General features: G+C 65.9%; 27 protein-coding genes and 1 tRNA gene. 11 read left to right on the top strand and 17 right to left on the bottom strand.

Annotated features, from left to right (window positions below):
• Positions 1 to 23: 23 nt before the first annotated feature.
• Positions 24 to 902, top strand: coding sequence for a PhzF family phenazine biosynthesis protein (locus E6C76_RS12905; protein ID WP_136348616.1), 879 nt, complete (start codon positions 24 to 26; stop codon positions 900 to 902).
• Positions 903 to 1,018: 116 nt separating this feature from the next.
• Here E6C76_RS12905 and E6C76_RS12900 read toward each other — a convergent pair whose 3' ends face one another.
• From E6C76_RS12900 to E6C76_RS12885, 5 genes are all read right to left on the bottom strand, one after another.
• Entirely contained in the window at positions 1,019 to 1,762 is a 744-nt protein-coding gene (locus tag E6C76_RS12900) for a sulfite exporter TauE/SafE family protein (protein ID WP_136348615.1), read from the bottom strand.
• Between the two features lie 115 nt (positions 1,763 to 1,877).
• Positions 1,878 to 2,147, bottom strand: coding sequence for a hypothetical protein (locus E6C76_RS12895; protein ID WP_136348614.1), 270 nt, complete (start codon positions 2,145 to 2,147; stop codon positions 1,878 to 1,880).
• A 45-nt stretch (positions 2,148 to 2,192) separates the two neighbouring features.
• Positions 2,193 to 2,369 (bottom strand): hypothetical protein, encoded by a 177-nt coding sequence (locus E6C76_RS22075; RefSeq protein WP_168734334.1) that lies wholly within the window; start codon positions 2,367 to 2,369, stop codon positions 2,193 to 2,195.
• The gene (locus E6C76_RS12890; protein ID WP_230976260.1) at positions 2,366 to 3,694 is read right to left on the bottom strand and encodes a tyrosine-type recombinase/integrase; all 1,329 of its coding nucleotides are present in this window, start codon (positions 3,692 to 3,694) and stop codon (positions 2,366 to 2,368) included. The genes E6C76_RS22075 and E6C76_RS12890 overlap by 4 nt, the downstream gene beginning before the upstream one ends.
• A 211-nt stretch (positions 3,695 to 3,905) precedes the next feature.
• On the bottom strand, positions 3,906 to 4,772 hold the full coding sequence (locus E6C76_RS12885) for a YicC/YloC family endoribonuclease (protein ID WP_136348613.1): 867 nt from the start codon (positions 4,770 to 4,772) through the stop codon (positions 3,906 to 3,908).
• 89 nt (positions 4,773 to 4,861) lie between these two features.
• Between E6C76_RS12885 and E6C76_RS12880 the strand changes: the two genes are divergently transcribed.
• From E6C76_RS12880 to hemW, 5 genes are read left to right on the top strand one after another with little or no spacing between them, the layout of a single operon-like run.
• On the top strand, positions 4,862 to 5,809 hold the full coding sequence (locus E6C76_RS12880; protein WP_136348612.1) for a serine/threonine protein kinase: 948 nt from the start codon (positions 4,862 to 4,864) through the stop codon (positions 5,807 to 5,809).
• Between the two features lie 10 nt (positions 5,810 to 5,819).
• Positions 5,820 to 6,737: a PP2C family protein-serine/threonine phosphatase gene (locus E6C76_RS12875; RefSeq protein WP_136348611.1), complete on the top strand. Its 918-nt coding sequence runs from the start codon at positions 5,820 to 5,822 to the stop codon at positions 6,735 to 6,737.
• A 10-nt stretch (positions 6,738 to 6,747) separates the two neighbouring features.
• The gene (gene rph, locus E6C76_RS12870; RefSeq protein WP_136348610.1) at positions 6,748 to 7,464 is read left to right on the top strand and encodes a ribonuclease PH; all 717 of its coding nucleotides are present in this window, start codon (positions 6,748 to 6,750) and stop codon (positions 7,462 to 7,464) included.
• A gap of 33 nt (positions 7,465 to 7,497) precedes the next feature.
• Positions 7,498 to 8,094, top strand: coding sequence for an RdgB/HAM1 family non-canonical purine NTP pyrophosphatase (rdgB, locus tag E6C76_RS12865; protein WP_136348609.1), 597 nt, complete (start codon positions 7,498 to 7,500; stop codon positions 8,092 to 8,094).
• Positions 8,091 to 9,317: a radical SAM family heme chaperone HemW gene (hemW, locus tag E6C76_RS12860; protein WP_136348608.1), complete on the top strand. Its 1,227-nt coding sequence runs from the start codon at positions 8,091 to 8,093 to the stop codon at positions 9,315 to 9,317. The genes rdgB and hemW overlap by 4 nt, the downstream gene beginning before the upstream one ends.
• Here the strand turns inward: hemW and E6C76_RS12855 are convergent.
• A complete protein-coding gene (locus E6C76_RS12855) occupies positions 9,314 to 10,231 on the bottom strand; it encodes a LysR family transcriptional regulator (RefSeq protein WP_168734333.1) in 918 nt (305 codons plus the stop codon). The two genes, hemW and E6C76_RS12855, sit on opposite strands and share 4 nt — an antisense overlap.
• Positions 10,232 to 10,388: 157 nt before the next feature.
• On the opposite strand from E6C76_RS12855, the gene E6C76_RS12850 reads away from it, so the two are divergent.
• On the top strand, positions 10,389 to 10,625 hold the full coding sequence (locus E6C76_RS12850) for a DUF1127 domain-containing protein (RefSeq protein WP_136348606.1): 237 nt from the start codon (positions 10,389 to 10,391) through the stop codon (positions 10,623 to 10,625).
• 28 nt (positions 10,626 to 10,653) lie between these two features.
• On the opposite strand, the gene sppA is transcribed toward E6C76_RS12850, so the two are convergent.
• The 4 genes from sppA to thiS all read right to left on the bottom strand — a co-directional run bounded on the left by sppA (position 10,654) and on the right by thiS (position 14,358).
• Positions 10,654 to 12,528 carry a signal peptide peptidase SppA gene (sppA, locus tag E6C76_RS12845; RefSeq protein ID WP_136348605.1) on the bottom strand — a complete coding sequence of 625 codons (1,875 nt, stop codon included), beginning with the start codon at positions 12,526 to 12,528 and terminating at the stop codon, positions 10,654 to 10,656.
• A gap of 70 nt (positions 12,529 to 12,598) precedes the next feature.
• Positions 12,599 to 13,324 carry a tRNA (guanosine(46)-N7)-methyltransferase TrmB gene (gene trmB, locus E6C76_RS12840; RefSeq protein WP_136348604.1) on the bottom strand — a complete coding sequence of 242 codons (726 nt, stop codon included), beginning with the start codon at positions 13,322 to 13,324 and terminating at the stop codon, positions 12,599 to 12,601.
• Between the two features lie 2 nt (positions 13,325 to 13,326).
• Positions 13,327 to 14,112: a thiazole synthase gene (locus E6C76_RS12835; protein WP_136348603.1), complete on the bottom strand. Its 786-nt coding sequence runs from the start codon at positions 14,110 to 14,112 to the stop codon at positions 13,327 to 13,329.
• A 42-nt stretch (positions 14,113 to 14,154) separates the two neighbouring features.
• Positions 14,155 to 14,358 (bottom strand): sulfur carrier protein ThiS, encoded by a 204-nt coding sequence (thiS, locus tag E6C76_RS12830; protein ID WP_136348602.1) that lies wholly within the window; start codon positions 14,356 to 14,358, stop codon positions 14,155 to 14,157.
• 104 nt (positions 14,359 to 14,462) lie between these two features.
• Between thiS and E6C76_RS12825 the strand changes: the two genes are divergently transcribed.
• Both E6C76_RS12825 and E6C76_RS12820 read left to right on the top strand, forming a co-directional pair.
• Positions 14,463 to 14,537 (top strand) — tRNA-Gly (locus E6C76_RS12825).
• Between the two features lie 240 nt (positions 14,538 to 14,777).
• Positions 14,778 to 16,715, top strand: a complete 1,938-nt coding sequence (locus E6C76_RS12820) for a tyrosine-type recombinase/integrase (protein WP_136348601.1) — start codon at positions 14,778 to 14,780, stop codon at positions 16,713 to 16,715.
• A 136-nt stretch (positions 16,716 to 16,851) separates the two neighbouring features.
• On the opposite strand, the gene E6C76_RS22715 is transcribed toward E6C76_RS12820, so the two are convergent.
• On the bottom strand, positions 16,852 to 17,526 hold the full coding sequence (locus E6C76_RS22715) for a LysR family substrate-binding domain-containing protein (RefSeq protein WP_136348600.1): 675 nt from the start codon (positions 17,524 to 17,526) through the stop codon (positions 16,852 to 16,854).
• A gap of 109 nt (positions 17,527 to 17,635) precedes the next feature.
• Between E6C76_RS22715 and E6C76_RS12810 the strand changes: the two genes are divergently transcribed.
• Positions 17,636 to 17,923 (top strand): helix-turn-helix domain-containing protein, encoded by a 288-nt coding sequence (locus E6C76_RS12810; protein ID WP_136348599.1) that lies wholly within the window; start codon positions 17,636 to 17,638, stop codon positions 17,921 to 17,923.
• 20 nt (positions 17,924 to 17,943) lie between these two features.
• On the opposite strand, the gene E6C76_RS12805 is transcribed toward E6C76_RS12810, so the two are convergent.
• Complete coding sequence (locus tag E6C76_RS12805; RefSeq protein WP_136348598.1) at positions 17,944 to 18,837, bottom strand: LysR family transcriptional regulator; 894 nt, start codon at positions 18,835 to 18,837, stop codon at positions 17,944 to 17,946.
• Positions 18,838 to 19,067: 230 nt separating this feature from the next.
• Between E6C76_RS12805 and E6C76_RS22570 the strand changes: the two genes are divergently transcribed.
• On the top strand, positions 19,068 to 19,196 hold the full coding sequence (locus tag E6C76_RS22570; RefSeq protein WP_269140167.1) for a hypothetical protein: 129 nt from the start codon (positions 19,068 to 19,070) through the stop codon (positions 19,194 to 19,196).
• 169 nt (positions 19,197 to 19,365) lie between these two features.
• Here E6C76_RS22570 and E6C76_RS12800 read toward each other — a convergent pair whose 3' ends face one another.
• The 5 genes from E6C76_RS12800 to E6C76_RS12780 all read right to left on the bottom strand — a co-directional run bounded on the left by E6C76_RS12800 (position 19,366) and on the right by E6C76_RS12780 (position 26,757).
• Positions 19,366 to 20,391, bottom strand: coding sequence for a lipid A deacylase LpxR family protein (locus E6C76_RS12800; RefSeq protein ID WP_230976259.1), 1,026 nt, complete (start codon positions 20,389 to 20,391; stop codon positions 19,366 to 19,368).
• Between the two features lie 321 nt (positions 20,392 to 20,712).
• A complete protein-coding gene (locus tag E6C76_RS12795; protein WP_136348596.1) occupies positions 20,713 to 21,837 on the bottom strand; it encodes an ABC transporter permease in 1,125 nt (374 codons plus the stop codon).
• 1 nt (position 21,838) lies between these two features.
• A complete protein-coding gene (gene rbbA, locus E6C76_RS12790; RefSeq protein ID WP_122228625.1) occupies positions 21,839 to 24,595 on the bottom strand; it encodes a ribosome-associated ATPase/putative transporter RbbA in 2,757 nt (918 codons plus the stop codon).
• A 3-nt stretch (positions 24,596 to 24,598) separates the two neighbouring features.
• Entirely contained in the window at positions 24,599 to 25,627 is a 1,029-nt protein-coding gene (locus tag E6C76_RS12785) for an HlyD family secretion protein (RefSeq protein WP_456320496.1), read from the bottom strand.
• Positions 25,628 to 25,806: 179 nt separating this feature from the next.
• Entirely contained in the window at positions 25,807 to 26,757 is a 951-nt protein-coding gene (locus E6C76_RS12780; RefSeq protein WP_136348594.1) for an MlaA family lipoprotein, read from the bottom strand.
• Between the last annotated feature and the right edge of the window lie 34 nt (positions 26,758 to 26,791).

Below are 26,791 nucleotides of genomic sequence, written 5' to 3'. Positions count from 1 at the left end.
CAAACCAAGCACGGCCCGACACCATGAAAGTGCCCTTCAAACAAGTCGATGTGTTCACCGGCGTCCCGTTCGGCGGCAATCCGGTCGCCGTGGTGCTCGACGCCCAGGGGCTGGACGCGGCGCAGATGCAGCGCATCGCGAACTGGACCAATCTGTCCGAAACGACCTTCGTGCTGCCGCCGACGCACACAGACGCCGACTACCGCGTGCGGATCTTCACGCCGCGCGCCGAGCTGCCGTTCGCCGGCCATCCGACGCTCGGGACGGCGCACGCGCTGCTCGAAGCCGGCCGGATCGCCGCCAGGAACGGGCGGCTGACGCAGGAGTGCGCGGCCGGCCTGATCGCCCTCACCGTGTCCGCGGCGGACGGCGGCGGCGTGCAGATCGCCTTCGACCTGCCATCGCCGGGCTACGCGCCGCTGGGCGCCGGGCAAATCGATGAGCTGGAAGACATCCTCGGCGCCCCGCTGCTGCGCGCCCACCCGCCGCAATTCATCAACGTGGGCCCGACCTGGACCACCGTCCAGTTGGCGGACGCCGCCACCGTCCTGTCACTGGCGCCCGACATGGCGCGGCTGGCGGCCTTCGACCTGCGCACGAAGTCGACCGGCGTCGTCGTCTTCGGCGCCCATGCACAGGGTGCCGATGCCGCGATGGAGGTCCGCGCCTTCGCGCCGAGCCAGGGCGTCAACGAGGACCCCGTGTGCGGCAGCGGCAACGGCGCGGTGGCCGCATTCGTCCGCGAGGCCGGGCTGGTGGCGGCGTTCGGCGCCCGGTACGTCAGTTCGCAGGGCGCGGCGGTCGGGCGCAGCGGCAGGCTGTCGATCGGCATCGAAGCCGGCGGCGCCATCCGGGTGGGCGGGCAGTCGGTCACCTGCATCGACGGCAGCATTGTGTGCTAGCGACCATGCGGTTCAGTCAGCGCACGTAGTGTCCCGGTTTTCTCCCTCCCCCCCTCGCGGGGGCGGGCCGGGGAGAGGGGGTGCCCCGCAGGGGCTTCAGGCCTGGGTGAGTCCGTCTAGCGCAGCAGATTGAGACCCGACACCAGCAACAGGATCGCCAGAACGGCACGCAGCCAGCGGTCGGAGAGATACCGGCTTCCGACAAAGGCGCCCAGCGCCCCACCGACGGCAACCGCGGCAAGCCACCACGGCAAGGACTCAGGGAGTCGATGCCAGGCGCCATAGGCGCCAACCAGGGCTGCCGCCGAGTTGATCAAGTTATAGACCGCGGTGGTTGCAGCGGTCTGGCGAGGTGTTCCCCAGTTCATTGCCAGGATGACCGCCGCAAGGAACACACCGCCCCCAGTCCCGGTCGTTCCCGAAATGAAGCCGATGATCGCACCGGTTGCCAGCGCCGCCCGAAACGGCGGTGCAACCGGCGCAACGACCAACGCTCGACCTTTACCAAACGCGGAGCGCGCCATCTGAATCGCCGAGAGTACAAGCACGACACCAACGGCAGGATAGTAGAGCCCTTCAGGAAGATGAACTGCCCCACCAAGCAGCGAGAACGGGAATCCGAGGATGGCAAAAGGGTAAACGTTTCGCCAGGACAAGCGTCCAGCCTTGAGAAAGTAAAAAGTGCCGATCGCCGCAACCAACAGATTGAGCGCAAGCGCGGTCATCTTCATGACCAATGGCACCAAACCCACAAATGCCATTGCCGCGATATAGCCTGACGCGCCGGCCTGTCCAACTGCCGCATAAGCCAGCGCGATGACGAGAAAGGCTATCGCCAGCCAGCTTGATTCCGCGTCCAATCTTGCCCGTGTCCCAGTAAAGAATTTCGTATGCCCATGCTTGCACACGTGGGATCAGAAAATAGCCAACGGTCAGCCTGCGCCGGCTCGCAGCCGGCACAACCGATGAAGGCCATTACTCGCCGAATTCCTCCCGGCTGCGCGGTGCCTGCGGGCATTGCTCGTCGAGCGACTCGCGGTACTTGACGCAGCCCCGCATGAACTGCGGCCAGTCGGGCACCGTGGGGGGGTGGTCCGCCTTTTCAGGGAGCAAGGCCCAAAGATGCGGGTGATACCAACACAGGTCATGACCGGACGTATCGCGGTGGGTACGGATACCGGCACGCAGTTTCTTCGCCTCTTCGATCAATTGCTCGCGTGTCATCGCGTCGAGATCGTTGTCCATATCCTGCTCACGGTTTGTGTATTCAACGGCTGCCAAGCATGGAATTTAATCCACATCGAATGAATGCGCGATGCTTCCCCGATCCAGACCTCGATGCAGCGCCTCGGCCCACGAGTGGAAACACATGATCTTGTCGAACAGTTCAGGGCATTCTTCGGCAATGAGATCGAGCCAGTCGCGCACGGCCTCCGCAAACGCGTCCGCCGTGCGCACGTGGCTCACGTCGATGCCGAGCGCGCGGAACGCGTCGACCTCGTGCCGGGCGAAGCGCGGTCCCCCTTGAGTAGTTCGGAGCATGATGGTTCTCCTCGATGTTCAGGGCGCGCGATCGATTCGAGCAGACTGGCCCAACGCGCCAGGGCGTCCTTGCGTTCCTCGAAGTAGTCGTACTGGTTGTACACGCCCTCCACATCGCGCAGCTTGTGGTTCAGCGCCCGTTCGGCGACGAAGCGATCCACGCCGAGCGCCGCCATGTGGGTGCGCGCGGTGCGCCGCATGTCATGCACGGTAAAGTGCGCCACGCCGTCCAGCGGCAGGCGGCGCAGCGCGACGTTCAGGGTGTCGGGGCTGACGTGGCCGAATCGGTTCCGCCTCGCCACACCGCCCTTCATGTGGATCCGCCGGCGGGCGGGGAACAGATACTCGCTGTTGCATGCGAACACCTTCACCTCCTCCAGCCACCTCAGCACCTGGGGTACCAGCGGGATGTCGATGGGCTGGTTCGTCTTGGTGCGGGAGGGATGCAGCGACCACACGCCGCGCACTAGGTCGAACTCCGCCCACCTGGCCGACAGCAGTTCCATCTTGCGCACGCACAGTGCGAGCAGGAGCCAGACCGCCAGTTCGTTTTCCCGGCCGAAGTTCGGGGTGTCGCGCATGGCCTTGGCCAGCGCCGCGAGTTCGTCGCGGTTCAGCCAGCGCTGCCGGGCAGGCTCGGCACCGCCCGCGTCGGAGATCTCGAAGCCGGAGACCGGGTTGGCCTCGATCCACCGGCGCTTCACGGCGAAGTGGAACATGCGGAAGAGGTAGCGCAGCGCATCGTTGGCCACCGTGGGCGCGCCGGCGTCCAGGATGCGGGTGAGCACCCTGTCGATGTGCAGCGGCCGTACTTCCTCCACAGCCAGCTTTCCGATCACCGGGTTGATGTGCCGGCGAAGAGCACGCAGTACGACCTCAGGATGCTTGTAGGTCCTGGCGATGTGGCGGTCGTACCAGGCCTGGGCCAGGGCCGTCACGTCGGTCCGCTCCCGGGCCTTGAGCCGTTCGGCGCGTTTCTCGGCAGCGACATCCACCCCCTGCTGGATGCGCGCCCTGTCCTGGCGAGCCAGTTCGCGGGCATCCTTGAGCGAAAGGTCGGGATAGCGGCCGAGCACCTTCTCCCGGCTCATGCCACCGAAGCGGTAACGCAAGATCCAGGATGCATGCCCTTTTGGGGCACCGACGGCGGTGGCTACAAAAGTCAGCCCGCCACCGATGCCGCGGTCCGTCGGACCCCTGCTCAGCCAGGCCCGTAGCGTCTTGTCGGTGATGTGCTCAATCCCAGTCATGGCGCGGTCTCCACAGCGATTCACGAAGAAACTGTGGGGTAAAAATCCGGGCCGGAGCCCGCAAATCGCAGGGCATAAGATTTCCCCCACAATTTACCCCACAGAAATCGTGCGCTACGCTGAAACCGCCTGCTACGTCATGGCACCAAAAACCACCCTAATCAACTGATTTTCAAGGGGTCTTTGGGATGGCGTGAACCACCCTGGAACCTCACTCTAAGTTTTGCACCTGCTCCCTCATCTGCTCGATCAATACCTTCATCTCCATCGCCACTCCAGTAACGTCGGTGGCCGCAGACTTGGAAGCCAGCGTATTGGCCTCCCGATTGAGTTCCTGCATCAGGAAATCCAGCCGTTTGCCGGCCGCGCCGCCGGCCTTGAGGATGCGGTCGACTTCATCCAGGTGAGTGGCCAGCCGCGACAGTTCCTCGGCCACGTCGATGCGCTGGGCGAACACCGCCACTTCCTGGCGGATGCGGTCCTCGTCCAGGCTGGCGGCGGCCTCGCGCAGGCGGGTGGTGAGCTTTTCCTGCTGTTCGGCGACGATGGCCGGGATGCGCGGTGCGACCTGGGCGACCAGTTCGCGCATGCGCGCGGTGCGGCTGCGGATCATCTCGGCGAGCTTCTCGCCCTCGCGGCGGCGGGCGGCGATGAATTCGTCGAGCGCCTCGCGGGCCAGTTCGATCACCGCCGGCTGCATCTGCTCGAAAGCCAGGCCGTCGTCGGCCAGCATGCCCGGCCAGCGCAGCACCTCACCCACCGACAGCCCGGCAGCGGCCGGCAGGCGTTCGCGCACGGCGGCCTCGGCTTCGCGCAGACGCTCCAGCAGGCCGGTATTGAGCGCCAGATCGCGCGGTGCGGCGTCGATGTTCTGCAGGTTCAGCCGGCATTCCACCTTGCCGCGCCCCAGGCGCGCGGTGAGCAGTTCGCGGATGGCCGGCTCGGCCTGGCGCAGGTCGTCAGTGATGCGGAAGCCCAGGTCGAGATAGCGCGAGTTGACGCTGCGCAGTTCGAGATGGAGGCTCACGCTGCCCAGATCGCGGGTACGCGCGGCAAAGCCGGTCATGCTATGAATCATGGATGGTCTCCGGGAATGGACGGGATCGGCTACACTGCGCTTCCCGCCCAATGCAATGCGACGAAGCGCGCATCCTACCCCGCACGCCGATGCCGTCTCAAGCCAACGCTCCCCTGCCGACCGGCTTCCAGCTCGATCAGTACCGCATCGACCGGCAGCTGTCGCTGGGTGGCTTCTCCATCGTCTATCTGGCTTACGACGAAGACGATACGCCGGTGGCGATCAAGGAGTACCTGCCCAACTCGCTGGCGATCCGCCAGGAGGGCCAGTTGGAGCCGCAGGTGCCGGACGACAATCTGCCGGCCTTCCGCTACGGCATGAAGTGCTTCTTCGAGGAAGGCCGCTCGCTGGCCCGCCTGATGCATCCCAACGTGGTGCGCGTGATGAACTTCTTCCGCGCCAACGGCACGGTTTACATGGTCATGCAGTTCGAGCGCGGACGCACGCTGCACGACTACATCCACCGCCACAAGGGCGAGGTCAGCGAACGCTTCATCCGCGGCGTGTTCACCCGCATGCTCAACGGCCTGCGCGAGGTACACGCCCACAAGCTGCTGCACTTGGACATCAAGCCCTCCAACATCTACCTGCGCAACGACGGCACCCCGGTGCTGCTCGACTTCGGCGCCGCGCGCCAGACGCTGATGAGCGACCAGCCCATGCTCAAGCCGATGTACACCCCCGGCTTTGCCTCGCCCGAACAGCTCGGCAACCGCGAGGCGCTGGGCCCGTGGAGCGACATCTACAGCGTGGGCGCCAGCCTGTATGCCTGTATCGAGGGCACCGCCCCGCCGCGTTCCGACGAACGCCAGCAGAAGGACACCCTGCAGCCCACCACGCGCACCCATACCGGGCGCTACTCCGCGCAGTTGCTGGAAACCATCGACTGGTGCCTGCAACTCGATCCGCTGAAGCGCCCGCAGAGCGTGTATTCCCTGCAGAAGGCGCTGATGCGCCGCGAGGCCGGCGAGGCCATGCCCGCCGGCTGGTTCGCCGACATCGGCACCAAGCTCCGATCGTTCATCGGCCGTACTTGAGGGCACGACCTTGAAGTTCACCATCTACCAGGAAAGCCGCATCGGCCGGCGCAAGTCCAATCAGGACCGCATCGCCTACTGTTACTCGCGCGACGCGCTGCTGCTGGTACTGGCCGACGGCATGGGCGGCCACCTGCACGGCGAAGTGGCCGCGCAGATCGCCGTGCAGTTCGTCACCCAGGCCTTCCAGCGCGAAGCCCGCCCGCTGCTGCACGACCCGGCGATGTTCCTCTCGCGCGCGCTGACCAACGCGCACAACGCCATCCTCGACTACGCCTTCGACAAGGACCTGCGCGAAGCGCCGCGCACCACCGTGGTCACCTGCGTGATCCAGGACGGCCATGCGCACTGGGCGCATGCCGGCGATTCGCGCCTGTACCTGCTGCGCGGCGGACGCATCGCCGCGCAGACGCGCGACCATTCACGCGTGCAGCTGATGCTGGACCAGGGCCTGCTCGACGCCGAAAGCGCGGCCCACCACCCCGGACGCAACCGCATCTACTCCTGCCTGGGCGGCAGCCACCCGCCGCAGGTGGAGTTCTCCGCGCGCATCGTGCTGCGCGACAACGACACCCTCGCGCTGTGCAGCGACGGCCTGTGGGGCCCGCTGGGCGACGAAGGCGTGCTGCGCGGGCTGAGCGACCCCTTCGTGCAGGAAGCCGTGCCGCGCATGCTCGACCACGCCGAACAACGCGCCGGCGCCACCTGCGACAACCTCTCGCTGATCGCCCTGCGCTGGCACGACGACAGCGCCCCCCAGCCGGGCGATTCGGTGTCCACCCAGACCATGGCGATGAACGACTTCACCACCCAGCTGGAAACCTTCGAACAAAGCCGCAGCCCGGCCACCGCACTGGATCTCACCGACGACGAGATCGAACGCGCGATCGCCGAGATCAATTCCGCCATCCAGAAATTCAGCAAGTAGGAACACCCCGATGCGCCCCAGCCAACGACAGCCCGACCAACTGCGCGAAATCCGCCTCACCCGCCGCTATACCCGCTACGCCGAAGGCGCCGTGCTGGTCGAATTCGGCCACACCCAGGTGCTCGTCACCGCCAGCGTGGAAGACAGCGTGCCGCCCTTCCTGCGCGGCAAGGGCCAGGGCTGGCTGACCGCCGAGTACGGCATGCTGCCGCGCGCCACCCACACACGCGGCGCGCGCGAGGCCGCCAAGGGCAAGCAGAGCGGGCGTACCCAGGAAATCCAGCGGCTGATCGGCCGCAGCCTGCGCGCGGTGGTCGACCTCGCCGCCCTGGGCGAACGCCAGATCACCATCGACTGCGACGTGCTGCAGGCCGACGGCGGCACGCGCACCGCCGCCATCACCGGCGCCTGCGTGGCCGTGCACGACGCCCTGGCCGGCCTGGTGGCCAGCGGCAAGCTCGCCGCCAACCCCATGCGCGACTTCGTCGCCGCCGTATCGGTAGGCATCTACCGGGGCACCCCGGTACTCGATCTCGACTACGATGAAGATTCGCACTGCGATACCGACATGAACGTGGTGATGACCGGCGCCGGTGGCTTCGTCGAAGTGCAGGGCACCGCCGAAGGCGCCCCCTTCGCGCGCGCCGAACTCGACGCCCTGCTCGACCTCGCCGAACGCGGCATCGCCCGCCTGGTCGACATCCAGAAAGCCGCCCTGGCCGCCTGACGCCCGCCCCCGAACCCCGCCGGAAGCCCCGCCATGACCCGCCGCCTCGTCCTCGCCAGCAACAACGCCAAGAAAGCCGCCGAACTGGAAGCCCTGCTCGCCCCGCTCGGCCTGCAGGTCATCCCACAGGGCGAACTGGGCGTCAGCGAGGCCGAAGAGCCCCATCCCACCTTCGTCGAAAACGCCCTGGCCAAGGCCCGCCACGCCGCAGCCGCCACCGGCCTGCCGGCCATCGCCGACGACTCCGGTCTGTGCGTGGCCGCGCTGGGCGGCGCCCCCGGCGTGCAGTCCGCGCGCTACGCCGGCGAACCCAAGTCCGACGCGCGCAACAACGCCCTGCTGCTCGAACGCCTGAACGGCGTTGCCGACCGCCGCGCGCACTTCGTCTCGGTGGTCGTGCTGGTGCGCGCCGCCGACGACCCGCAGCCGCTGATCGCCGACGGCGAATGGCACGGCGAAATCCTCCAGGCCGCGCGCGGTGCGGGCGGCTTTGGCTACGACCCGCTGTTCTGGCTGCCCGAACTGGAACAGAGCGCAGCCGAACTCGACGCCGCGCTCAAGAACACCCTGAGCCATCGCGGCGCGGCCATGCGCCATCTGCTCGACCGCCTGAACAAGCAGCCTCTGTGAGCACCCGCCGCGTCATCCCGCTTACCCCCGCGTCGCCTCCCCTCCCCCCACTCCCGGAAACCCCGCACCCGGCGGCCCCGCCGCCGCTCGCGGTGTACGTGCATTACCCGTGGTGCGTGCGCAAATGCCCATACTGCGACTTCAACTCGCACACTGCGCGCGGCGCCGAACCCCCGGAAGATGCCTACCTGAACGCGCTGGAAGCCGACCTGCAGGCCGCGCTGCCGCAGGTCTGGGGGCGCCGCGTGCACAGCGTGTTCCTCGGCGGCGGCACGCCCAGCCTGCTCTCCGCCGCCGGCCTGGACCGCCTGCTCACCACCCTGCGCACCCTGCTGCCGCTCGACCCGCTGGCCGAGATCACCCTGGAAGCCAACCCCGGCACCGTGGAAGCCGCGCGCTTCCGCGACTACCGCGCCGCCGGCGTCAACCGCCTGTCACTGGGCATCCAGAGTTTCGACGACCACTTCCTCGCCGCCATCGGCCGCATCCACGGCGGGCGAGAAGCACGCGCGGCCATAGACCTGGCGCTGCAAACCTTCGAGCGCGTCAATCTGGACCTGATGTACGCGCTGCCGCAGCAGAATCTGGAACAGGCCCTTGCCGACCTGCGCACCGCCATCGCCAGCGGCGCCGGCCACCTGTCCTGTTACCACCTCACGCTGGAACCCAACACGCCCTTCGCCCACCAGCCCCCGCCGCTGCCGGACGCCGACCTGGCCGCCGACATGCAGGAGGCCATCGAAGCCGAACTGGCCGTCGCCGGCTACGGCCACTACGAAACCTCCGCCTTCGCACGCGCTGGCCAGCAGTGCCGCCACAACCTCAACTACTGGACCTTCGGCGACTATCTGGGCATCGGTCCCGGCGCGCACGGCAAGCTCTCCAGCCACACCGGCATCGTGCGCGAGATGCGCCACAAGCACCCGGAGCACTATCTGGCCGCCGCCACGCAAGGCGATTTCGTCCAGCAGCGCCACGCCGTGGGCAGCGCAGACCTGCCCTTCGAATTCATGATGAACGCCCTGCGCCTCACCGAGGGCGTATCGGCCGCGCTGTTCACCGCGCGCACCGGCCTGCCGCTGGCGATGATCGCCGAAGCGCTGGCCGCCGCCCGCCGCGACGGCCTGCTGGAAGCCGACCCGGCGCTGCTGCGCCCGACCCTGCACGGGCAGCGTTTCCTCAACGATCTGCTGCAGCGTTTCCTGGCCGACGCCGAGGATTAACCGGCCACCACCCGGATGGCCGGCTCGTGCGCCGCCGCGCCATCCAGTTCCCACACTTCGCGTACCACTTCGACCAGCGCACGGATCACCGGATCGCCCGCGCGGGCGCGCGGGTAGGCGAACTGCAAAGGAATGCGGGGCATCGGGAAAGGCAGCTCGCAGGCCCGGTCGCCTTCGCCGCCGACCAGCCCGGCGCGCACCACGCCCAGGCCGGCGCCGGCGCGCACCAGCTCCAGCACCGCATCGTCCTGGTCCGCCATCAAGGCGCGCGCGGGCTCGCAGCCCTGGGCCTGGAACACGGCCAGGATGGCCTTGAAATAGGCGCAGTCCGGCGTGGTGAAGATCCACGGCAGACGGGCCAGCGCCTTCACGTCGGCGCCGGCGGCGCGCGCCCGCATCGAGCGCGGCGCGGCCACCACCAATTGCTCGTCGCACAGGCGGTGCGTGATCAGGTCGGAATCGTCCCGCTCGCCGGAGATGAAGCTGGCGTCCAGCCGGCCGGCGCGCAGCGCAGGCAGGTTGCTGCCCGTGGTACCGCCCAGCATGGTCACGTCCAGGTGCGGATGACGCGCCACCAGACCGGTCTGCAAGGCCGCCACGCGCAGGAAGCGCGCATCGCTGTTCAGGCCGATGCGCACGCTGCCGGTCAGCTCGCCGCGCAGGCTGCGCGCGTGCTGCACGAAGGCGCCGGCCTCCGCCAGGGTCTGGCGCGCGCGCGGCAGCAGATCCTCGCCGATGGAGGTCAAGCGCATGCCCTTGGGCGTGCGCTTGAACAGCGCCACGCCCAGGGTCTCTTCCAGTGCCTTGATGTGCGCGCTGATCGCCGGCTGGCTGGTGAACAGGCGTTCCGAGGCGCGCGTGAGGTTGCCCTCCTCGGCCACGGCAACGAAGGTGCGCAGGTGGTAGAGCTCCATGGTGTCGAACCGCTCCCGTAAGGATGGAGAGAGTAAACCGCGAAGCGCATTTCCGCGCCATCGGGTTTTCAGAACACACGCTTCGAAATAAACGATTGGATGCGGCAACGCAACATTGCCAAGCTGCATACATCGACAGCTTCACTGGAGACGCATCATGTACAACAGTCTGGACCACCCCCTGGCGCGCCCTGCGCAATCGCAACCGCCGGCCGCCGCCGGCCGCCTCGCCAGCGTCTTCTCCGCCCGGCTCGGCGCGCTGCTGGGCACCTGGAGCGCGCGGACGCGGCAGCGCCGCGAACTGGCCGCCCTGGACGACCGCCTGCTGCGCGACGTCGGCCTCAGCCGCGAAACCGCCCTGCGCGAGGCCGAAAAGCCGTTCTGGCGCCGCTGAGGACGGCCCTACTCGCCGTCACCACTGCTCAGGGCGATTCGCACAGGCAGTGGACGTACAGGTGGGCAGGATCATTCCAGCGCAGCAGGTCGGCGGCCGCATCCTCCAGCCCGCCCAGCAGCGCGCCGAAGGCGGACGGCGTGGCAGGCACTGCACCGCCGCTCAGGCCCGTGACATCGAACAGGCTGCGCAGCAGGCGCTGGGTGGGTGACAGGCGGGGCGCCGGCCAGACCAGTTCATAGTCCTCGATGCCGGCCCGCTTCGCCGCCGAGACGATGGCCGCCTCCAGCCCGCCGAGTTGATCGACCAGCCCCAGATCGGCGGCGGCGCGGCCGGTCCACACCCGTCCACGCGCCACGTCATCCACTTCGGCCAGCTCCAGCCCGCGCGCCTTGGCGACGGTCTGCAGGAAACGCTGGTAACCGTGCTCGATGCCGATCTGCAGTGCCTGCGCGGCAGCCGGCTCCATCGGCCGGCGCGGATCGAAGGCGCCGGCCAGCGGGCCGGTGGCCACGCCATCCACGCCGATGCCGAGTTGATCCAGCGGCCGGGCGAATTCCGGGAACAGCGCAAAGATGCCGATGGAGCCGGTGAGGCTCACCGGGCTGGCCCAGATTTCGTCGGCCCCGGCGGCAATCCAGTAGCCGCCCGAGGCGGCCACCGAACTCATCGAAGCCACCACCGGCTTGCCCGCCTCGCGGGTCAGTTCCAGTTCACGGCGGATCAGTTCGGACGCCCAGGCGCTGCCCCCGGGGCTGTCGATGCGCAGCACCACGGCCTTCACCTGGTCGTCCTCACGCACCTCGCGGATCAGGCGCGCGAGCGTGTCGCCGCCCACCGCGCCGGGCGGTTGCTCGCCATCCATGATGGCGCCCTGCGCCACCAGTACGGCGATCTGGTCGGCGGCGCGTGCGCGTTCGCCGCGCACCACGCTCAGATACCCGCCCAGGCCGACCTGCCGGAAGCTCTCGCCGACGATGAGTTCTTCGTCCGCCCCGTCTTCCGCGTCGGCCTGCGCCGCGCCGCTGCCCAGCCGGCCGATCAGCATGCGGCGCCATTCGTCTCGCGTGCTCAGGCGGTCCACCAGCCCGGCGTCCAGCGCCGCGCGCGCGGCATCCCCCCCGGCGGCGGAGAGCGCGCCGGCGTAGTCGTTCACGTAGCGGTCGAAGGCTTCGGGCTCGATCTTGCGCGCCGTCGCCACATCGGTGCGGAAGGCATCCCACAGCCCTTCGAGCAGGTCGCGCGAGGATTCGCGGTCTTCCTCGGACATGTCGCGGCGGGTGAAAGGCTCGCTGAAGGACTTGTACTCGCCCACGCGGAACACATGCACCTTCACGCCCAGGCGCTCCAGTGCGTCGCCGAAATAGGTGATGTAGCGCGCCAGCCCGCGCAGCAGCAGGAAGCCGTCCGGCGCCATGTGGATCTCGTCGGCCACCGAACCCAGGTAGTACTGCGCCTGGCTGAAGCGCTCGCCGCGCACCAGCACCGGCTTGCCGGCGGCACGGAAGTCCGCCAGCGCATCACGCAGTTCGGCCAATTTGGACAGCCCGCCGCCCTGCAGGCGGTCGGTTTCCAGTACCAGCATGCCGATGCGCGCATCGTCACGCGCGCTGCGCACCGCTTCCAGCAGATCGGCCAGCGGCACCTGCCCGCTCGGCGTGCGGTCGCTGCGCAGCAGGGAAAGCGGATCCTCGAACGCGGCCTGTTCCACCAGAATGCCGCTGGGACGCAGCACCAGCGCGGCGCCGTCCGGCACCTGCGGCCCCGGGCGGAACAGCACGGCCACCACGACGCCCAGCAGGAACAGGAACACCAGGTTGAACGCGGTGCGGCGCACCGCATCCAGCCAGCGCCAGATACCGCGCAGCACCCTGCCGATGAAACCGAAGAAGCGTCCGATCATGGGTTGGATTTCCTAGGACGTATGCACAGCGCAAGGCCGTGGGGTTGTCTGGCCGGATGCGCGCGGATTGTCAGCCCCGCCGGCGGAACACCAGATCCCACACGCCGTGCCCCAGACGCAGGCCTCGCTGTTCGAACTTGGTCAGCGGGCGGTGTTCCGGGCGCGGGGCGAAACCCTCGGCGGTGTTCTCCAACAGCTCTTCCGCGCAGAGTACCTCAAGCATCCAATGCGCGTAATCCTCCCAGTCGGTCGCGCAGTGCAGATAGCCGCCGGGCGCCAGGCGCGAGGCGATCAGCGCGACGAACTCGGGCTGGATGATGCGCCGCTTGTGGTGGCGCTTCTTGCGCCACGGGTCGGGAAAGAACACATGCACGCCGGCCAGCGAAGCGGGCGCGATCATGTCGCGCAGCACCTCCACCGCGTCGTGCTGCAGGATGCGCAGGTTGGTGAGGCCCTGTTCCTCGATCAGCTTGCACAGTGCGCCCACGCCGGGGGTATGCACCTCGATGCCGAGGTAATCGGTATCCGGATGCGCGGCGGCGATGCGCGCGGTGGTCTCGCCCATGCCGAAACCGATCTCGATGATCTTCGGCGCGGTGCGCCCGAAGGCGGCATGCAGATCCAGCGGCGCCTCGCGGTAGGCGATGCCGACGCGCGGCAGCACGGTATCCAGATAGCGCTGCTGGGCTTCCGACATGCGCCCCTGGCGCAGCACGAAGCTGCGGATGGAACGCCGCGAGAAGCGGTGTTCGCCCTCGCCTGCGGGCAGGGCGTCGTGCTGGACGTTCTCGCTCATGTTCAGGAGCCGATCAGCCCGCTTTGCGGCGAACTCGGATCGGCGGAATACAGCTTGCGCGGCATGCGCCCGGCCAGGAAGGCCTCGCGCCCGGCCTCCACCGCCTTGCGCATGGCGCCGGCCATACGCACCGGCTGGCGGGCCTGGGCGATGGCGGTGTTCATCAGCACGCCGTCGCAGCCCAGTTCCATGGCGATGGCGGCGTCCGAGGCGGTGCCCACGCCGGCATCGACGATCACCGGCACCTTGGCCGCGTCGATGATCAGGCGCAAGTTCCACGGATTGAGGATGCCCATGCCGGAACCGATCAACGAGGCCAGCGGCATCACCGCCACGCAGCCGATGTCTTCCAGCATGCGGGCCTGGATGGGGTCGTCCGAACAGTACACCATCACCTCGAAACCGTCCTTCACCAGGGTTTCCGCGGCCTTCAGGGTTTCCGGCATGTTGGGGAACAGCGTCGTCGGATCGCCCAGCACCTCCAGCTTGACCAGCGCATGGCCGTCCAGCAGCTCGCGCGCCAGGCGCAGCGTGCGCACCGCATCGTCCGCGCTGTAGCAGCCGGCGGTATTGGGCAGGATGGTGAAGCGCTCGGGCGGCAGCACGTCGAGCAGGTTGGGCTCGCCGGGGTTCTGGCCGATGTTGGTGCGGCGGATCGCCACGGTGACGATCTCCGCACCACTCGCCTCGATGGCTTCGCGGGTTTCCGCGAAATCGCGGTACTTGCCGGTGCCGACCAGCAGACGCGACGCATAGGACTTGCCGGCAATGACCAGGGGATCGCTCATGATGGACCTGTGGGGGAAAGGAATGTGCAAGGGGAGGCGCGTTCAGCCGCCGCCGACCGCCACCACGATCTCCAGCCGGTCGCCGTCGGCGAGCCGGGTTTCGGCGTGGCGCGCGCGCGGCACGATCTCGCCGTTGCGCTCCACCGCCAGCCGCTTGCCCGCCAGCCCGCGCGCATGCAGGAGAGCGGCAACGCTGAGGCCATCCTCGACGGATTCGGCCTGACCATTGATGACGAGCTGGATCATGGAAGTGAGCCTGGACACGGAGCCCTTCGGGCTTCCCGGGCGGGGAATCTTATCACGCCACCGATTGCGCGCCCCAGCCCCGCTCCTTTAGAATGCGCCCTCCCGCGGGCGTCGTATAACGGCTATTACCTCAGCTTCCCAAGCTGATGACGAGGGTTCGACTCCCTTCGCCCGCTCCATTCAAACAATCCAAGGACTTCCAAGGAAATCCAAGGAGCGTTGTAAGTCACTGATCTGGCTTGAGATTTACCCCTCGATCCAGTCCACTGACATCCAGCGAGATCCACTGACAGCCACCCCCAAGTGGTCCTAAAAGTGGTCACAAATCAATGCGGCGAACCTCGTGCCGCATTGTTGCTGGAGGAGCCGGCCCCCCGGAATGACGATGCATCCAACTCGCTTCACGAGGAGTTGGACACATGCTCACAGACGTCATGGTTCGGCAGGCCAAGGTCACCGGCTCGCCGTACGCCATCGCAGACTTCGATGGTCTCTACCTGCACATTTCAGCGATCGGCACCAAGGCCTGGTACTTCCGATACACCTGGCTCGACCAGCGTGCCCGGCTGTCGCTTGGCAGCTACCCCGAGCTGTCGCTGCGCGAGGCGCGAGATCTGCGCGACCAGGCGCGCGCGCTCATCGCCAAGGGCATCAACCCCCGGCTTGATCGCAAGCAAAAGCGCCAGGCGATCAAGCTCGCCGGCGAGAACACCTTCATGGCCGTCTACGAGAAGTGGATGGAGCACCGGCAGCTCACCCTTGAGGAAGGCCGCCAGAGTTCGCTCTCCCAGATCCGGCGTGTCTTCAAGAAGGACGTCTTCCCGCACCTGAAGCGGCTGACCATCTACGAGATCACCCGCCCGATCCTGCTGGAAATCATCGGCCGCATCGAGAAGCGCGAGTCCCTGTCGGTGGCCGAGAAGGTGCGCACCTGGTTCAAGCAGTTATTCGACTACGCCATGGTGGTCATCCCTGCCATGGAGACCAATCCCGCCAACGATCTGCATGTCGTGGCCGTGCCGCTGCCGCCCGTGGAGCACAACCCGTTCCTTCGGATGCAGGAGCTCCCGGAGTTCCTGCAGACGATGCGCAAGTACCCGGGCATGCTCAAGACGCAACTCGCCATCCGCCTCTTGCTGCTCACCGGCGTGCGTACCGGTGAACTGCGGTTGGCCACACCGGATCAGTTCGATCTGGACCGTGGGCTGTGGATCATCCCCGTGATGTCGCTCAAGCAGCGCAAGATGCTGACCCGGAAGAAGCGTCGAAGCGTAGCGGACATCCCGCCCTACATCGTGCCCCTGTCGGTGCAGGCCATCGAACTCGTCCAGCACATGCTGGATGAATTCAAGACTGCTCAGAAGTACCTGTTTCCCGGGGTCAAGCGGATCAGCGAACGGATGAGCGAGAACACCGTCAACAAGGCCATCAAGATCCTGGGATACGACGGCCGCCTCACAGGCCATGGCATCCGAGCCACGATCTCCACCGCGCTCAATGAACTGGGCTATCCCAAGGTCTGGGTGGACTCGCAGTTGTCACACGCCGATCCCAACCGCATCAGCGCAACCTACAACCATGCCGAGTACGTCGAGCAACGCCGGGTCATGATGCAGGACTGGGCCGATCGCCTGGATCTGTTCGAGCAGAACCAGGTCCAGCTCGCTAGCATGCACCTGACCATCCACCTGCAGGGACTGCCGACCATCGCGGGCCAGGAGGTGACGCCGCTGCCCACGCCCGGCCAGCATGCGCCGATCATGCTGGTGGCGCCTTCCAACCAGTCCATGCCGACCATCACGCCCTCGACGCAGCGGCTCTCGTCCGTGGAAACGCCGGAGTACGCCAAGCCCAAGCTCTCCGAGTTACAGCGAGAGCGCTTGAAAGTACTCGAAGTCTTCGAGGGGGCGGACAATCTGGTGGTCGCCGACTACGCGAGACTGGCCGGCAAGTCCCGTCGCTGGATCACCTATGAAATTCAGGCCGGCAACCTGCTGTCGATCCAACTTGGCAACAAGGGGCAGCGCGTCCCCGTCTGGCAGCTCGAACCGCTCAAGCGAGAACTGGTCCAGACCGTCCTCAAGCAACTCCCGCGTGGGGTCGACACTTGGGATATCTATCATGCGTTGCAGCGGCCTCTTGAGGCACTTGGAGGGTGCTCGCCGCTCGATGCCGTCACGCCGGACAAGGTGAAGGAGATTGCGCGCTTGGTCGTGGAGCACTGCTCGCAGCAGGATGAACCGGCGCTGCCGAGTACCTATCCGTTGCTGGCGCGGCAACGGTTGCACGAAATGGAGACCGTGAGCCGATCAAGGAGCAGCGAAGTCGCGCATGCCAGAACGCTGACAAACGAATGAAAGGCGCAACGTGATCGTGCGTGCCTATTGGCTGGAGCCTCTGCAGGATCTGGCCCCTGCGTCCAAGTCTGACAACGGCGAGCAGCCATCTTCGACGGGATCTGTCCGCCTATCGCTGCGCGACCTGGAGCGTACGCTAGAACTTGGGCGAGTCGAGGTGTCGCGGTTGGTGTGGTTGACGCAATGGGGGAAAAGCGGAACATGCCCTTTGAATGAAGCGCTCAACCGAACCTGATTGAAGTTCCTTTTGCCAGCAAAGGCTTGTCCGAAGACTGCTTGTGCCCTCTTGCAAAGGGCGCATCAGAATGCCCCACTCACGGGGGCGCTCGATACTTGTTCGCGGTGCAACTCCAATTCCGTAGCCGGCGCCTACCAGACAGGCCATCAAGGCGGATGACTTCACCGTGCGCGAGACGCTGCCATGCTCCCCCAGCAAGGCGCTAACATGCTGATACAGGAACTCGTGTGTGTCTGGGCACCATTGGATCAGCGGATAGTCCCGGATTGCCGACGCTGGGACGGATGCGTACGCCAACAATGGTGATCGACGCGGCAGCGCCACAACCAAGTCCTCCTGCAGTAGCGGCAGCGAACTCAAACCAGCCGGAAGCATCGTTGCATCTGCAAGCCCAACGTGAAACGCCCCGCGAATCAGCCCTTGAAAAAGGATCCTTTGCGGCGCCTCTTGGACAAGTACGGGCGTATCCGGCTCTTCGGCACGCTGCCGCGCCAGGAGGCAGGCCAAGCCTCTGATCGGAGTACTTGGTGATACGCCGAGCAATATCACCGACGGGTGGCCGGGGTTGGTCATGTGCGGACTGCCAGAAGGTGAATGTGACGTTCAACTGTCAAGCAAGAAATCATAACTAGAGTTAAAGATAACGTGGTTTAAAGTTGCCCGATATTCGACGCTTCTGTTGATGCAGAAGCCGAAGGTCCAACGAGGTCGTCCAAGAGGCGCGACGACTTTTGAAGCCGAACCCGCGCTGGCTTTCGGTCAGGCCGTCCGTGATGCGCGCATGGAGCGAAGCATGGCGCAGGAGCAGTTGGCGTCGCAGGCGGCCATTGAACGCTCCCATATGGGGAAGATCGAGCGCGGTGAGCATATGCCGACGCTGGCCCTGATTCTCAGGATCGCAGCTGCCCTCGAGATGAGCGCCGCCAACCTGATTGAAGCGACCGAGAAAAAATTGCGCGCCAAGATCTAACTCCCTGTAGTTCAACCCTGTCAGGAATCATCCAAAGGGTCGCGCAAACGATCGGTGAAGCGACTCAGTGCAAAGGGGCTTGCAGGGTTTTCCATCCGAAGCAGATAGGTTGTGAGGATCGCATCCTCCGATGCAAGAGGTCGAACAACGACATCCGGGTGACGGCAGATCGCAGTTTTGGTCGAGGATGTGAAGCCCACTCCATAGCCAGCTGCAACCAGCGCCAGCATCATGTCCATGGATGCAACGTGATCGGCAATCGTAGGTTGGCGCTCCAGCGATCTCAGGATACGCGAGAGCTCCCGGTTGTACCCTTCGCAGGCCTGCGGATCGCACAAGACCAAAGGAAACCGCAGCAGTTCTTCGAGCGGGATCTCCTTGTGCGATAGAAGCGGGTGGCGTGCGGGTATGAGGGTCATGATCTGATCGCGCCACAGGGCTTCAGCAATCACGCCTTCACTGACCTCGTTGGTGTGAGCGATGCCGATATCAAAGTCACCCGATCGTAGTCCACGCAGTTGCTCTGCCAAGGGAACTTCTGACAGGCGAACCTCGATCTCAGGCTCCTCCTCCCGGCAACGTGCTAGAAAAATGGAGATCCGAGGGGCGATGGCGCCATCGGAGACGGCGATGCGCAGGCTGCCCCGATAGCCCTCGTAGACGGCCCTCACGTTCTCGCGTGCTTGCTCCATGGCGGCGAACACGCGGCGCACGTCCTGCAGAAAGACCACCCCCGCTTGGGTCAGGCGGGTGCCTCGGCGGTCACGATCGAAGAGCTGAACGCCGAGGTCATCTTCCAACTCCTTGATGGTGCGAGACAGGGGGGATTGTTCAATGTGCAAACGCTCGGCAGCACGCCCGAAATGAAGCTCTTCAGCAAGCGCGATGAAACAGCGAAGATGTCGAAAATCCATGTAGGGGAGATCCTGCGTCCTGGACAAGTCGCCATGCAGAGTTACGTAGTGAGGTTGGAGAGCCTCCGGCGCATCCGCTCCATCTGGACTGTGCTTGCCGTCCCGAGAGCCTGTCTTCTGGGCCGTCATCTCAGTCAGCATCTTCGCGTCGCTTGCATGGTGAAAGTTCAAATTTGGAATGAGCAGTCGCGTGGGCAACGCCTGCCAAAGTCTGTGTGCCGTCCGGCACCATGAGCACCAGCTTGAATGCCAATGGCGATGCTCTTGAGTCATCGTCATTGGCACTCGAACTTGTGTCGATCGCCTTTGCTACCGACTGGCGATCTGGCACCTGTGCACTCGACGCCATGGTGGGCTGAGCGTCCCGCAGGTCATCCGGGTCGCCATATGCTTATCTTCAATCCTGACTGTCATGGTTCTTCTCCTTGAAAATAACTTGCGTCAGCGCGAGGGGTTAGGGGACGAGCTAGACAGCTTGTCTGCATCTGCTCGTCGAGGTGCTGCAAGGGCATGGATGGAGGTTCCCGGTCAAAATCGCTTTCCTATCGTGACCGTGCCGTAGGTGGGTACTTCGCGCTGTCCGTTGAATTCGCGGGTGCGGTGGTAGCGGGCGAAGGCAAAGCGCCAGGTCCCGCGGGTGACTGCGACGCCGTAGCCGAGGTCAGCCACCAGGGGGCGCTTGTCGACGCTGTGGCTTGTCTTGAAGGTGTTGCCGTCGAGCGTGATGTCACGAAGCACCCAGCGTGTATCGAGGGCCACGAACAGGTGGGTGTTCCACATCTGGGTCGGATGGACGCGTACGGGGGACATGTTCTCGCCGCCGGGCCGCAGGGGGGCCGTGCCCAAGTCATCCGGCAAGCGATATCCGAAACGCCACTCGCCGCCAGCGTTGGCGTAGGTGGCAAAGTTGCCAAAGCTGCCACCCCAGTGCCCGATGGCATCCCAGCCCCACCCACTGGGGCTTTCGTGTCGAGCAATCCGGTTGCGGCGCTCGTGCAGGATCTGGAACACGGGTTCATCGCGCAGTTGGTTCCCCCATCCCTGGAAGCGATCCGTGCCGATGATCCCGTGCCACCAGTCCTGGACCTGCCGGCCTTTCGCCGAGGGGCCGACCATGCCGATACGCACCTGTGAGGTCCGCAGATGGTCGCCACGCCGGGCGTTGTAACCCCAGCCATACAGCAATGCGGCGGCATAAGGGCGGTCATCGCGGATAAGGTCGGTGCGTGTCCGATCGGTGGGCGTGAACAGGAGCTGTCCAATGCCCATCGTCATGTTCTGTTCGTCGAAACCAGCAGGATTGAGCCACTCCAGGTAGCGGTTGAGCCGTCGCATGCTGGCGGGAAGACAGGGGTCATCCACGTAGTCGCCGAGGTTGGGCGAGACCCAAGTCACCAGAAACCCATTGGAATACCCCTGGTCCTGGCCCAGCCCGCCGAACAGGTCGTTATCGATGCGGAAATTCAGCGTCGACTGGTCAGCCAGCCGCGTTGGATTGGATGCGCATTGGCTTGTCTCTCCGGCCGCCGCACCCGCGGCGATCGCGAGCAGCACGCCTGTGGCCCTGGCGGCGCGCAGTCGCTGTGTGCGCCAACATTTCACCAGCCTACGCATCAGCACGTCGACTCGATGCGTTACGCGCCGCCTCCTGGCTCCTTTTGGCGCCTACCTCAGGCAGTACATGCCGCGAGTCACTGCTGTGGTCGATCGGGTGATGCAGTCTGCCGTACATCTCAAGAGTCCTTGTTGTATTGGCAAGCCAAGTACTGACGGCCCGCGTGGTTGGAATGAGTGGCGATGCGTCGGCCGTCGACCACGGCGCGCATCGCGGCGCCGCTGCGTGGGATGGATCCGCCTGATGCGGTCGAGTCGTCATCACGCCATCTGCCCAATGGTTTTGCGAAACCGCAGCAGGGACAGCGTGAACAGGGTGGTGCCGATCAACGCGAGTGACAGCAACTGCACCCATACGACTTCCAGCCCGGCGCCGCGGAACAGCACCGACTGCCCCAGTTCGACGAAGTGCGTGGTGGGCGCGACCAGCATGATGTTCTGCAGCAACTCGGGCATGCTCTCGCGCGGCGAGCTGCCGCCCGACAACATCTGCAGCGGCAGCAGCGTAAGCACCACGAGCATGCCGAACTGGGGCATGTTGCGCGCCACCGTCGCCATGAAGATGCCCATCGAGGTGGTGGCGAAAAGATGCAGCGCGACGCCGATGAAGAACAGCGTCAGCGAGCCTTGTACCGGCACGCCCAGCAGGCCGCGCACGACCAGGTTCAGTGACAGGATCGAGGCCACCAACACCACCAGTCCCGACGACCAGATCTTGGCCAGCATGATCTCGGTGGGCGTGACGGGCATCACCAGCAGATGCTCGATGGTGCCGTGCTCGCGCTCGCGGATCAGCGCTGCGCCGGTCAGGATGATGGAGATCATCGTGATCTGATTGACGATCTGCGACAGGCTGTCGAACCAGGATTTGTCCAGCGAGGGGTTGAACTGGGCCCGCTGCTCCAGGTCGATCTGCGGGGTGGTCTGGCTGCGGTGCCGATTGACGAACTCGTCGATCTCACCCATTACCATCTGCTGGATGAAGCCGCTGCCCAGGAAGGCCTGGCTCATGCGCGTGGCGTCGGTGTTGAGCTGGACTTCGCCCCCACGCCCGGCCAAGACATCGCGCTGGAAATTGACCGGGATGTTCAGCACGAAGGTATAGGTGCCTTTGTCCAGGCCCTCGTCCACCTCGGCGTGGGAGATCAGCACCGGCGACTTGAACTCTGGTGGATAGAAGGCCGAGATGATTCGCTGCGACAGCTGTGAATGGTCCTCGTCCACGATGGCGATCGGCGCGTTGTTCAGCGTCGGCGGCGTGGAGGATGCCGAGGAGTACACCGACAAGGTGAAGGTGAAGGCGATCAACACCAGCATCGCCGTGTCGCGGCGCAGGCTCCACAACTCCTTGACGCCCAGGCGGTAGACATTTGCCAGCATCCTCATCTCAGCGCTCCTGCTTCTTCAGCAGCGCGATCGAGGCGCCAAGGATGATCGGGACCGCGAGCAGCATCGGCCACATGGAAGACACCAGATCCCCAAAGTCCAGCGCCTTGTTGAAGGCGCCGCGGCTGATGGTGAACATGTAGTTGGCCGGGTGGATCTCGCCGATCAGGCGGCCGACCCCTTCCAGGGAGGACACCGGATCGGACATGCCGCCGAACTTGGTGGCCGGGATGATGGTGCCGACCATCGCGATCAGCATCGCCGCAATCTGGCTCTTGGTCACGGCCGAGGCCAGCAGCCCCATGCCCGTGGCGCAGACGCAATAGATCAGCATCGCCAGCGTCAGCGCCAGCACGCTGCCGGTGACCGGCACGCCGAAGACGGTGACAGTCAGCAGAAGCATCAGCGCGAAGTTGATCATCGCCAGGCCCACGTAGGGAAGCTGCTTGCCCAGCAGGAACTCGGTGCGGGTCACCGGCGTCACGTAGAGGTTGATGATCGAGCCGATCTCCTTCTCCCGCACCACCGCCAGTGCCGTCAGCATCGCGGGCAGCATGAGCAGCAGCATCGGGATCACCGCGGGAACCATGGCGGGCAGGCTCTTGACGTCGGGGTTGTAGCGGTAGCGCCCCTGCACTGTGATTTCGCCTGTGCGCGTCGTCGTACTGGCCTGCATGCGGGCCTGGTCGGCCAGCCAGTGCTGGTGCATGCCGCGGATGTAGCCTTGCACCGTCTCGGCGCGCTGCGGCATGGAGCCGTCGAACCATGCGCCGATGGCGACTTGCTTGCCACGCTGCACATCGCGCGCGAACCCGTGCGGGATCTCGATCGCCAGTGCAAGCTCGCCGCTGCGCATGCGCCGGTCGATCTCCGCGTAGTCGGTGATCGCCGGCCGCTCGGTGAAGTAGCGCGAGCCCGACAACTCCAGGGCGTAGTTGCGGCTGAGCGTGGTCTGGTCGCGGTCGAGCACCGCGTAGCGCAGGTTGTTGACGTCGTTGCTGACGCCGAAGCCGATCACGATCAGCAGGATCAGCGAGCCGCCCAGCGCCAGCGTGGCGCGCACCCGGTCGCGTTGCAGTTCCAGCGTCTCGCGCCACAGGTAGCTGAGCATGCGCTGCAGGCTGAAGCCGGAGCGTCTGGGGATGGCGACATGAGTGAGGGATGCATCGGGTGTCTGCGACGCTGGTGCCTTCGCGTCCTCGTCGGGCTCGGGCGTGCCTCCGCCAGCCTCGACCAGGTAGCCGATGAAGGCCTCCTCCAGTGTCTGGGCACCACGCTTTTCGACCAGTCGCGCCGGCACGTCGCTGTCGAGCACCTTGCCTGCATGCATCATCGACATGCGGTCGCAGCGCTCGGCCTCGTTCATGAAGTGAGTGGAGATGAAGATCGTCACCCGGTCGCGCCGCGACAGTTCGATCAGCAGCCGCCAGAAGCTGTCGCGCGCGATCGGGTCCACGCCCGAGGTGGGCTCGTCCAGGATCAGCAGTTCCGGTTTGTGCACCATCGCCACGGCCAGCGACAGGCGCTGGCGCATGCCCAGCGGCATGCCGTCCGGCAACGCGTCTTGCGAGGCGTGCAGATCGAAGCGCGCGATCATCTCGTCCACCCGGGCCGGGATGTCGGCTTCGGGCACGTGGAACAGCCGCGCATGCAGCTCCAGGTTCTGGCGCACGGTCAGTTCACCGTACAGCGAGAACGCCTGCGACATGTAGCCCACCCGCCGGCGGGTATCCAGGTCCTTGGGATCGACTTCATGGCCGAACAGCCAGGCCCGGCCTTCGCTGGCCGGCAGCAGGCCCGTCAGCATCTTCATGGTGGTCGACTTGCCGCAACCGTTGGAGCCGAGGAAGCCGAAGATCTCGCCGCGGCGGATCCGGAAGGAGACGTTGTCGACCGCAACGAAGTCGCCGAAGCGCATCGTCAGGTCCTGCGCCTCGATGGCGATGTCGTCCTCGGGGGCGTCGAGCGGCGGAATCTCGACCGGCGCGTAGCCGCGCTTCTTTTCGTCCGGCAACAACTGGATGAAGGCCGCCTCCAGTGAATCGGTGCCGGTGCGGCCGAGCAGCTCGGCCGGGGTGCCCTTGTCGAGCACCTTGCCGTCGTCCATCGCCACCAGCCAGTCGAAGCGCTGGGCCTCGTCCATGTAGGCGGTGGCGACGATCACGCTCATGCCGGGGCGCTCGCGGCGAATGCGTGAGATGAGGTCCCAGAACTGCGAGCGGGCCAGCGGATCGACGCCGGTGGTCGGCTCATCGAGGATCAGCAGGTCAGGGTCGTGGATCAGGGAGCAGCACAGCCCTAGCTTCTGCTTCATCCCACCCGAGAGCTTGCCGGCCGGTCGGTCGAGGAAGGAATGCAGCCCGGTGGAGCGCGTCAGCGCGTCGATGCGCCGTCGCCGCTCGGCCGCATCGTGGCCGAACAGGCGGGCAAAGAACTGCAGGTTCTCCTCCACCGACAGGGTGGGATACAGATTCTTGCCCAAGCCTTGCGGCATGTAGGCGATGCGCGTGCACACCTGCTCACGGTGGCGCCGACTGCGCATGTCACCGCCCAGGGTTTCGATCGTGCCGCCCTGGACGGCGCGAGCGCCGGAGACCAGCGACAACAGGCTGGACTTGCCCACGCCGTCCGGGCCGATCAGGCCGACCATGCAGCCGGCCGGCACGTCCAGGTCGATGCCGGCCAGCGCCTCGAGCTTGCCGTAGTGCAGATGGACGCCCTGCAGGCGCACGACCGGCGACGCGGTGCCGTTGGCCATGCCTTACTCGGCCGCCGAGGTGGACAGCGCCTTCGGCCAGGCGGCGTCCGGGTCGAGCTTGATCCAGGCCACCCCCGGCACCCCGGTCTTGACCTGCTCCAGGTCGCGGCGCAGCAACTCCGGAGCGATCTGCGCGCGCACGCGGAACATCAGCTTGGTGCGCTCGCTGGCCGTTTCGACGGTCTTGGGCGTGAACTGCGCCTGGCTGGCGATGAAGGAGACGGTGGCGGGGATGTAGGTGTCCGGGACGGCGTCGAGCACGATGCGCACCTCGCTGCCCAGCGCGATGCGTCCGGCCGCGGTCTCGGGCACGAAGAAAGTCATGTAGACATCCGACAGGTCGAGCAGGTTGAGCACACGCCCACCGGCTCCCAGCACTTCGCCGGGTTGGGCGACGCGGAACTGGATGCGTCCATCGCGGGGAGCGGTCAGGGCGCTGTCGTCGATGTCCGCTTGCACGCGTGCCAGGGTCGCCGTGGCGGCTTTGACCGAGGAGCGGGAGCCAACAAGTTGGGCGCGGGCCGCAGTGATGGCCGCTTGAGCCGCTGTGGACTGCGCCCTGGCGGCAGCCACGGCGGCCTCCAGGCTGTACACGCTGGCGCGGTCGTCGTCGAGCTGCTGCCCTGACGCGGCACCGTCCTGGGCCAGTGTTCGGGTTCGGTCGAGTCGCCGCTTGGCCCCGTCCAGTTCAGCGACCCGCTGGACGACCAGCGCTTGCGCTGCGGCATGGTCGCTTTCTCGCAGCGCGACTTGGGCTTCCATGGCGGAGACGTTTTGCTCGGACTGCTCCTGATGCGCCAACGCCTCGTCGCGCTGCGCACGCAAGGCGTCCAGTTGCATGCGGGCCAGCGGTTGGCCGGTGGTGACGAAGTCGCCTTCGCGCACGAGCAGTTCTTCAAGGCGACCGGCCAGCTTGGTCGCCAGATCGATCTCGGTCGCCTCGATACGACCATTGCCACTGACGAAGCCCTCACCGGGACTGCTCGACCTGAGCAGGATCCAGGCGAGGTAGGCGGCACTGGCTAGGGCCACCGATAGCGTCAGAAGCACCAACTGCTTCTTGCGTGCTGGAGTCATATCAAAGATTCATCCTTGGTCTGTGGCAGCACGTACTGGACCGCGCATAGTCGGTCACCGCACAGCACGCCCGCGCCGATGTACGAGAGCAGGCACGCGCCACAACGGCGCGCTGCCGATCTGAAGCAAGCGCGTCAATCGACGCGGTTGCCTCGCAGGTCCTGTTCGATCTGGCGATTGCGCCGCTGTGCCCAGGCGTCTCGCACGAAGGTGTAGTCGTCGATCGCGTCCCTGCGCATCTGGTCTGTCGGGAGCAATTGCGCGCGAACATCCACCATCTGCATGATCTGCAGCTTGTCGGCGACGCTTGAACTATCGATCTGGTTGATGACAGAAAGCTGCTGGTCGCCCAAGCCGCCGAGTGCGTCACGTACCGTGCGAGGGCCCATGATCGGCATCACCAGGTAGCGAGAGTCCCGCCAGCCCCACGTCGCCAATGTCTGGCCCAGATCCTCGCCATCAGGCTTGGGCATGCCGATGTGCTTTGCCGGATCGAATACCCCGCCGATGCCGGCCGTGGAATTGACGACGAAACGACCGAGCGACTGGCCGGCGTCCCCCGGGCGGCCCTGAAGCGCCTGGTTGATGGCAGTGGCGGGCAGGCGCAGATTGCTGAAAAAGCGCGACACGCCAGATTGCACGGGATCGGGTGTGATCTTGTCGTAGCCCACGGCCACCGGCCGGAGGACGAAGCGGTCCAGCACGTTGTTGAAGCTGTGCATCTTGCGGTTGAAACCTTCCCAGGGGTCGCGCACCGCTGGGGTGGCATACAGTGCCTCGGCTTCCTGCTCGGCCTGCGTCATCGCTTCGGGCGCGTTAGCGCTGATCTGCGTCGTCTGGGTGGACGCGGCGACTGGGGACGCGATGGCATCCGCAGCCGTGCCGGTTGTCGCGTTGGTGTCTGCGGAGAGCGGTGTGATGGCGACGGCGGCTGGTGGCGCCTCGACCGCGGATGCGGCCAGTGTCGCGGAGGTCGAGGGGGCGTCGCTCAGCCCGGTTGCCGGTGCTTGCTTCACAGCATTGCTGGCGCACGCGCTGGTGCCCAGCACGATCGCGGCCAGCAAAAGGGATTGGATAGTCTTCATTCCGAGTTCTCCTGAGCCATAGGCAGCTAGTGCC

This window comes from Pseudothauera nasutitermitis (genome assembly GCF_004801295.1).
Classification (GTDB): Bacteria; Pseudomonadota; Gammaproteobacteria; order Burkholderiales; family Rhodocyclaceae; genus Pseudothauera; species Pseudothauera nasutitermitis.
The sequence above is the reverse complement of the archived record's forward strand: the minus strand, read 5'-3'. Positions and strand labels throughout refer to the sequence as shown.

Excerpts from the sequence above, each read along its gene's own strand:
- E6C76_RS12905 (WP_136348616.1), top strand. The coding sequence starts at position 24 with ATGAAAGTGCCCTTCAAACAAGTCGATGTGTTCACCGGCGTCCCGTTC.
- E6C76_RS12895 (WP_136348614.1), bottom strand. The coding sequence starts at position 2,147 with ATGGACAACGATCTCGACGCGATGACACGCGAGCAATTGATCGAAGAG.
- E6C76_RS12890 (WP_230976260.1), bottom strand. The coding sequence starts at position 3,694 with ATGACTGGGATTGAGCACATCACCGACAAGACGCTACGGGCCTGGCTG.
- E6C76_RS12885 (WP_136348613.1), bottom strand. The coding sequence starts at position 4,772 with ATGATTCATAGCATGACCGGCTTTGCCGCGCGTACCCGCGATCTGGGC.
- E6C76_RS12880 (WP_136348612.1), top strand. The coding sequence starts at position 4,862 with ATGCCGTCTCAAGCCAACGCTCCCCTGCCGACCGGCTTCCAGCTCGAT.
- rph (WP_136348610.1), top strand. The coding sequence starts at position 6,748 with ATGCGCCCCAGCCAACGACAGCCCGACCAACTGCGCGAAATCCGCCTC.
- rdgB (WP_136348609.1), top strand. The coding sequence starts at position 7,498 with ATGACCCGCCGCCTCGTCCTCGCCAGCAACAACGCCAAGAAAGCCGCC.
- E6C76_RS12855 (WP_168734333.1), bottom strand. The coding sequence starts at position 10,231 with ATGGAGCTCTACCACCTGCGCACCTTCGTTGCCGTGGCCGAGGAGGGC.
- E6C76_RS12850 (WP_136348606.1), top strand. The coding sequence starts at position 10,389 with ATGTACAACAGTCTGGACCACCCCCTGGCGCGCCCTGCGCAATCGCAA.
- sppA (WP_136348605.1), bottom strand. The coding sequence starts at position 12,528 with ATGATCGGACGCTTCTTCGGTTTCATCGGCAGGGTGCTGCGCGGTATC.
- trmB (WP_136348604.1), bottom strand. The coding sequence starts at position 13,324 with ATGAGCGAGAACGTCCAGCACGACGCCCTGCCCGCAGGCGAGGGCGAA.
- E6C76_RS12835 (WP_136348603.1), bottom strand. The coding sequence starts at position 14,112 with ATGAGCGATCCCCTGGTCATTGCCGGCAAGTCCTATGCGTCGCGTCTG.
- thiS (WP_136348602.1), bottom strand. The coding sequence starts at position 14,358 with ATGATCCAGCTCGTCATCAATGGTCAGGCCGAATCCGTCGAGGATGGC.
- E6C76_RS12820 (WP_136348601.1), top strand. The coding sequence starts at position 14,778 with ATGCTCACAGACGTCATGGTTCGGCAGGCCAAGGTCACCGGCTCGCCG.
- E6C76_RS22715 (WP_136348600.1), bottom strand. The coding sequence starts at position 17,526 with ATGACCAACCCCGGCCACCCGTCGGTGATATTGCTCGGCGTATCACCA.
- E6C76_RS12810 (WP_136348599.1), top strand. The coding sequence starts at position 17,636 with ATGCAGAAGCCGAAGGTCCAACGAGGTCGTCCAAGAGGCGCGACGACT.
- E6C76_RS12805 (WP_136348598.1), bottom strand. The coding sequence starts at position 18,837 with ATGGATTTTCGACATCTTCGCTGTTTCATCGCGCTTGCTGAAGAGCTT.
- E6C76_RS22570 (WP_269140167.1), top strand. The coding sequence starts at position 19,068 with ATGAGCACCAGCTTGAATGCCAATGGCGATGCTCTTGAGTCATCGTCA.
- E6C76_RS12795 (WP_136348596.1), bottom strand. The coding sequence starts at position 21,837 with ATGAGGATGCTGGCAAATGTCTACCGCCTGGGCGTCAAGGAGTTGTGG.
- rbbA (WP_122228625.1), bottom strand. The coding sequence starts at position 24,595 with ATGGCCAACGGCACCGCGTCGCCGGTCGTGCGCCTGCAGGGCGTCCAT.
- E6C76_RS12780 (WP_136348594.1), bottom strand. The coding sequence starts at position 26,757 with ATGAAGACTATCCAATCCCTTTTGCTGGCCGCGATCGTGCTGGGCACC.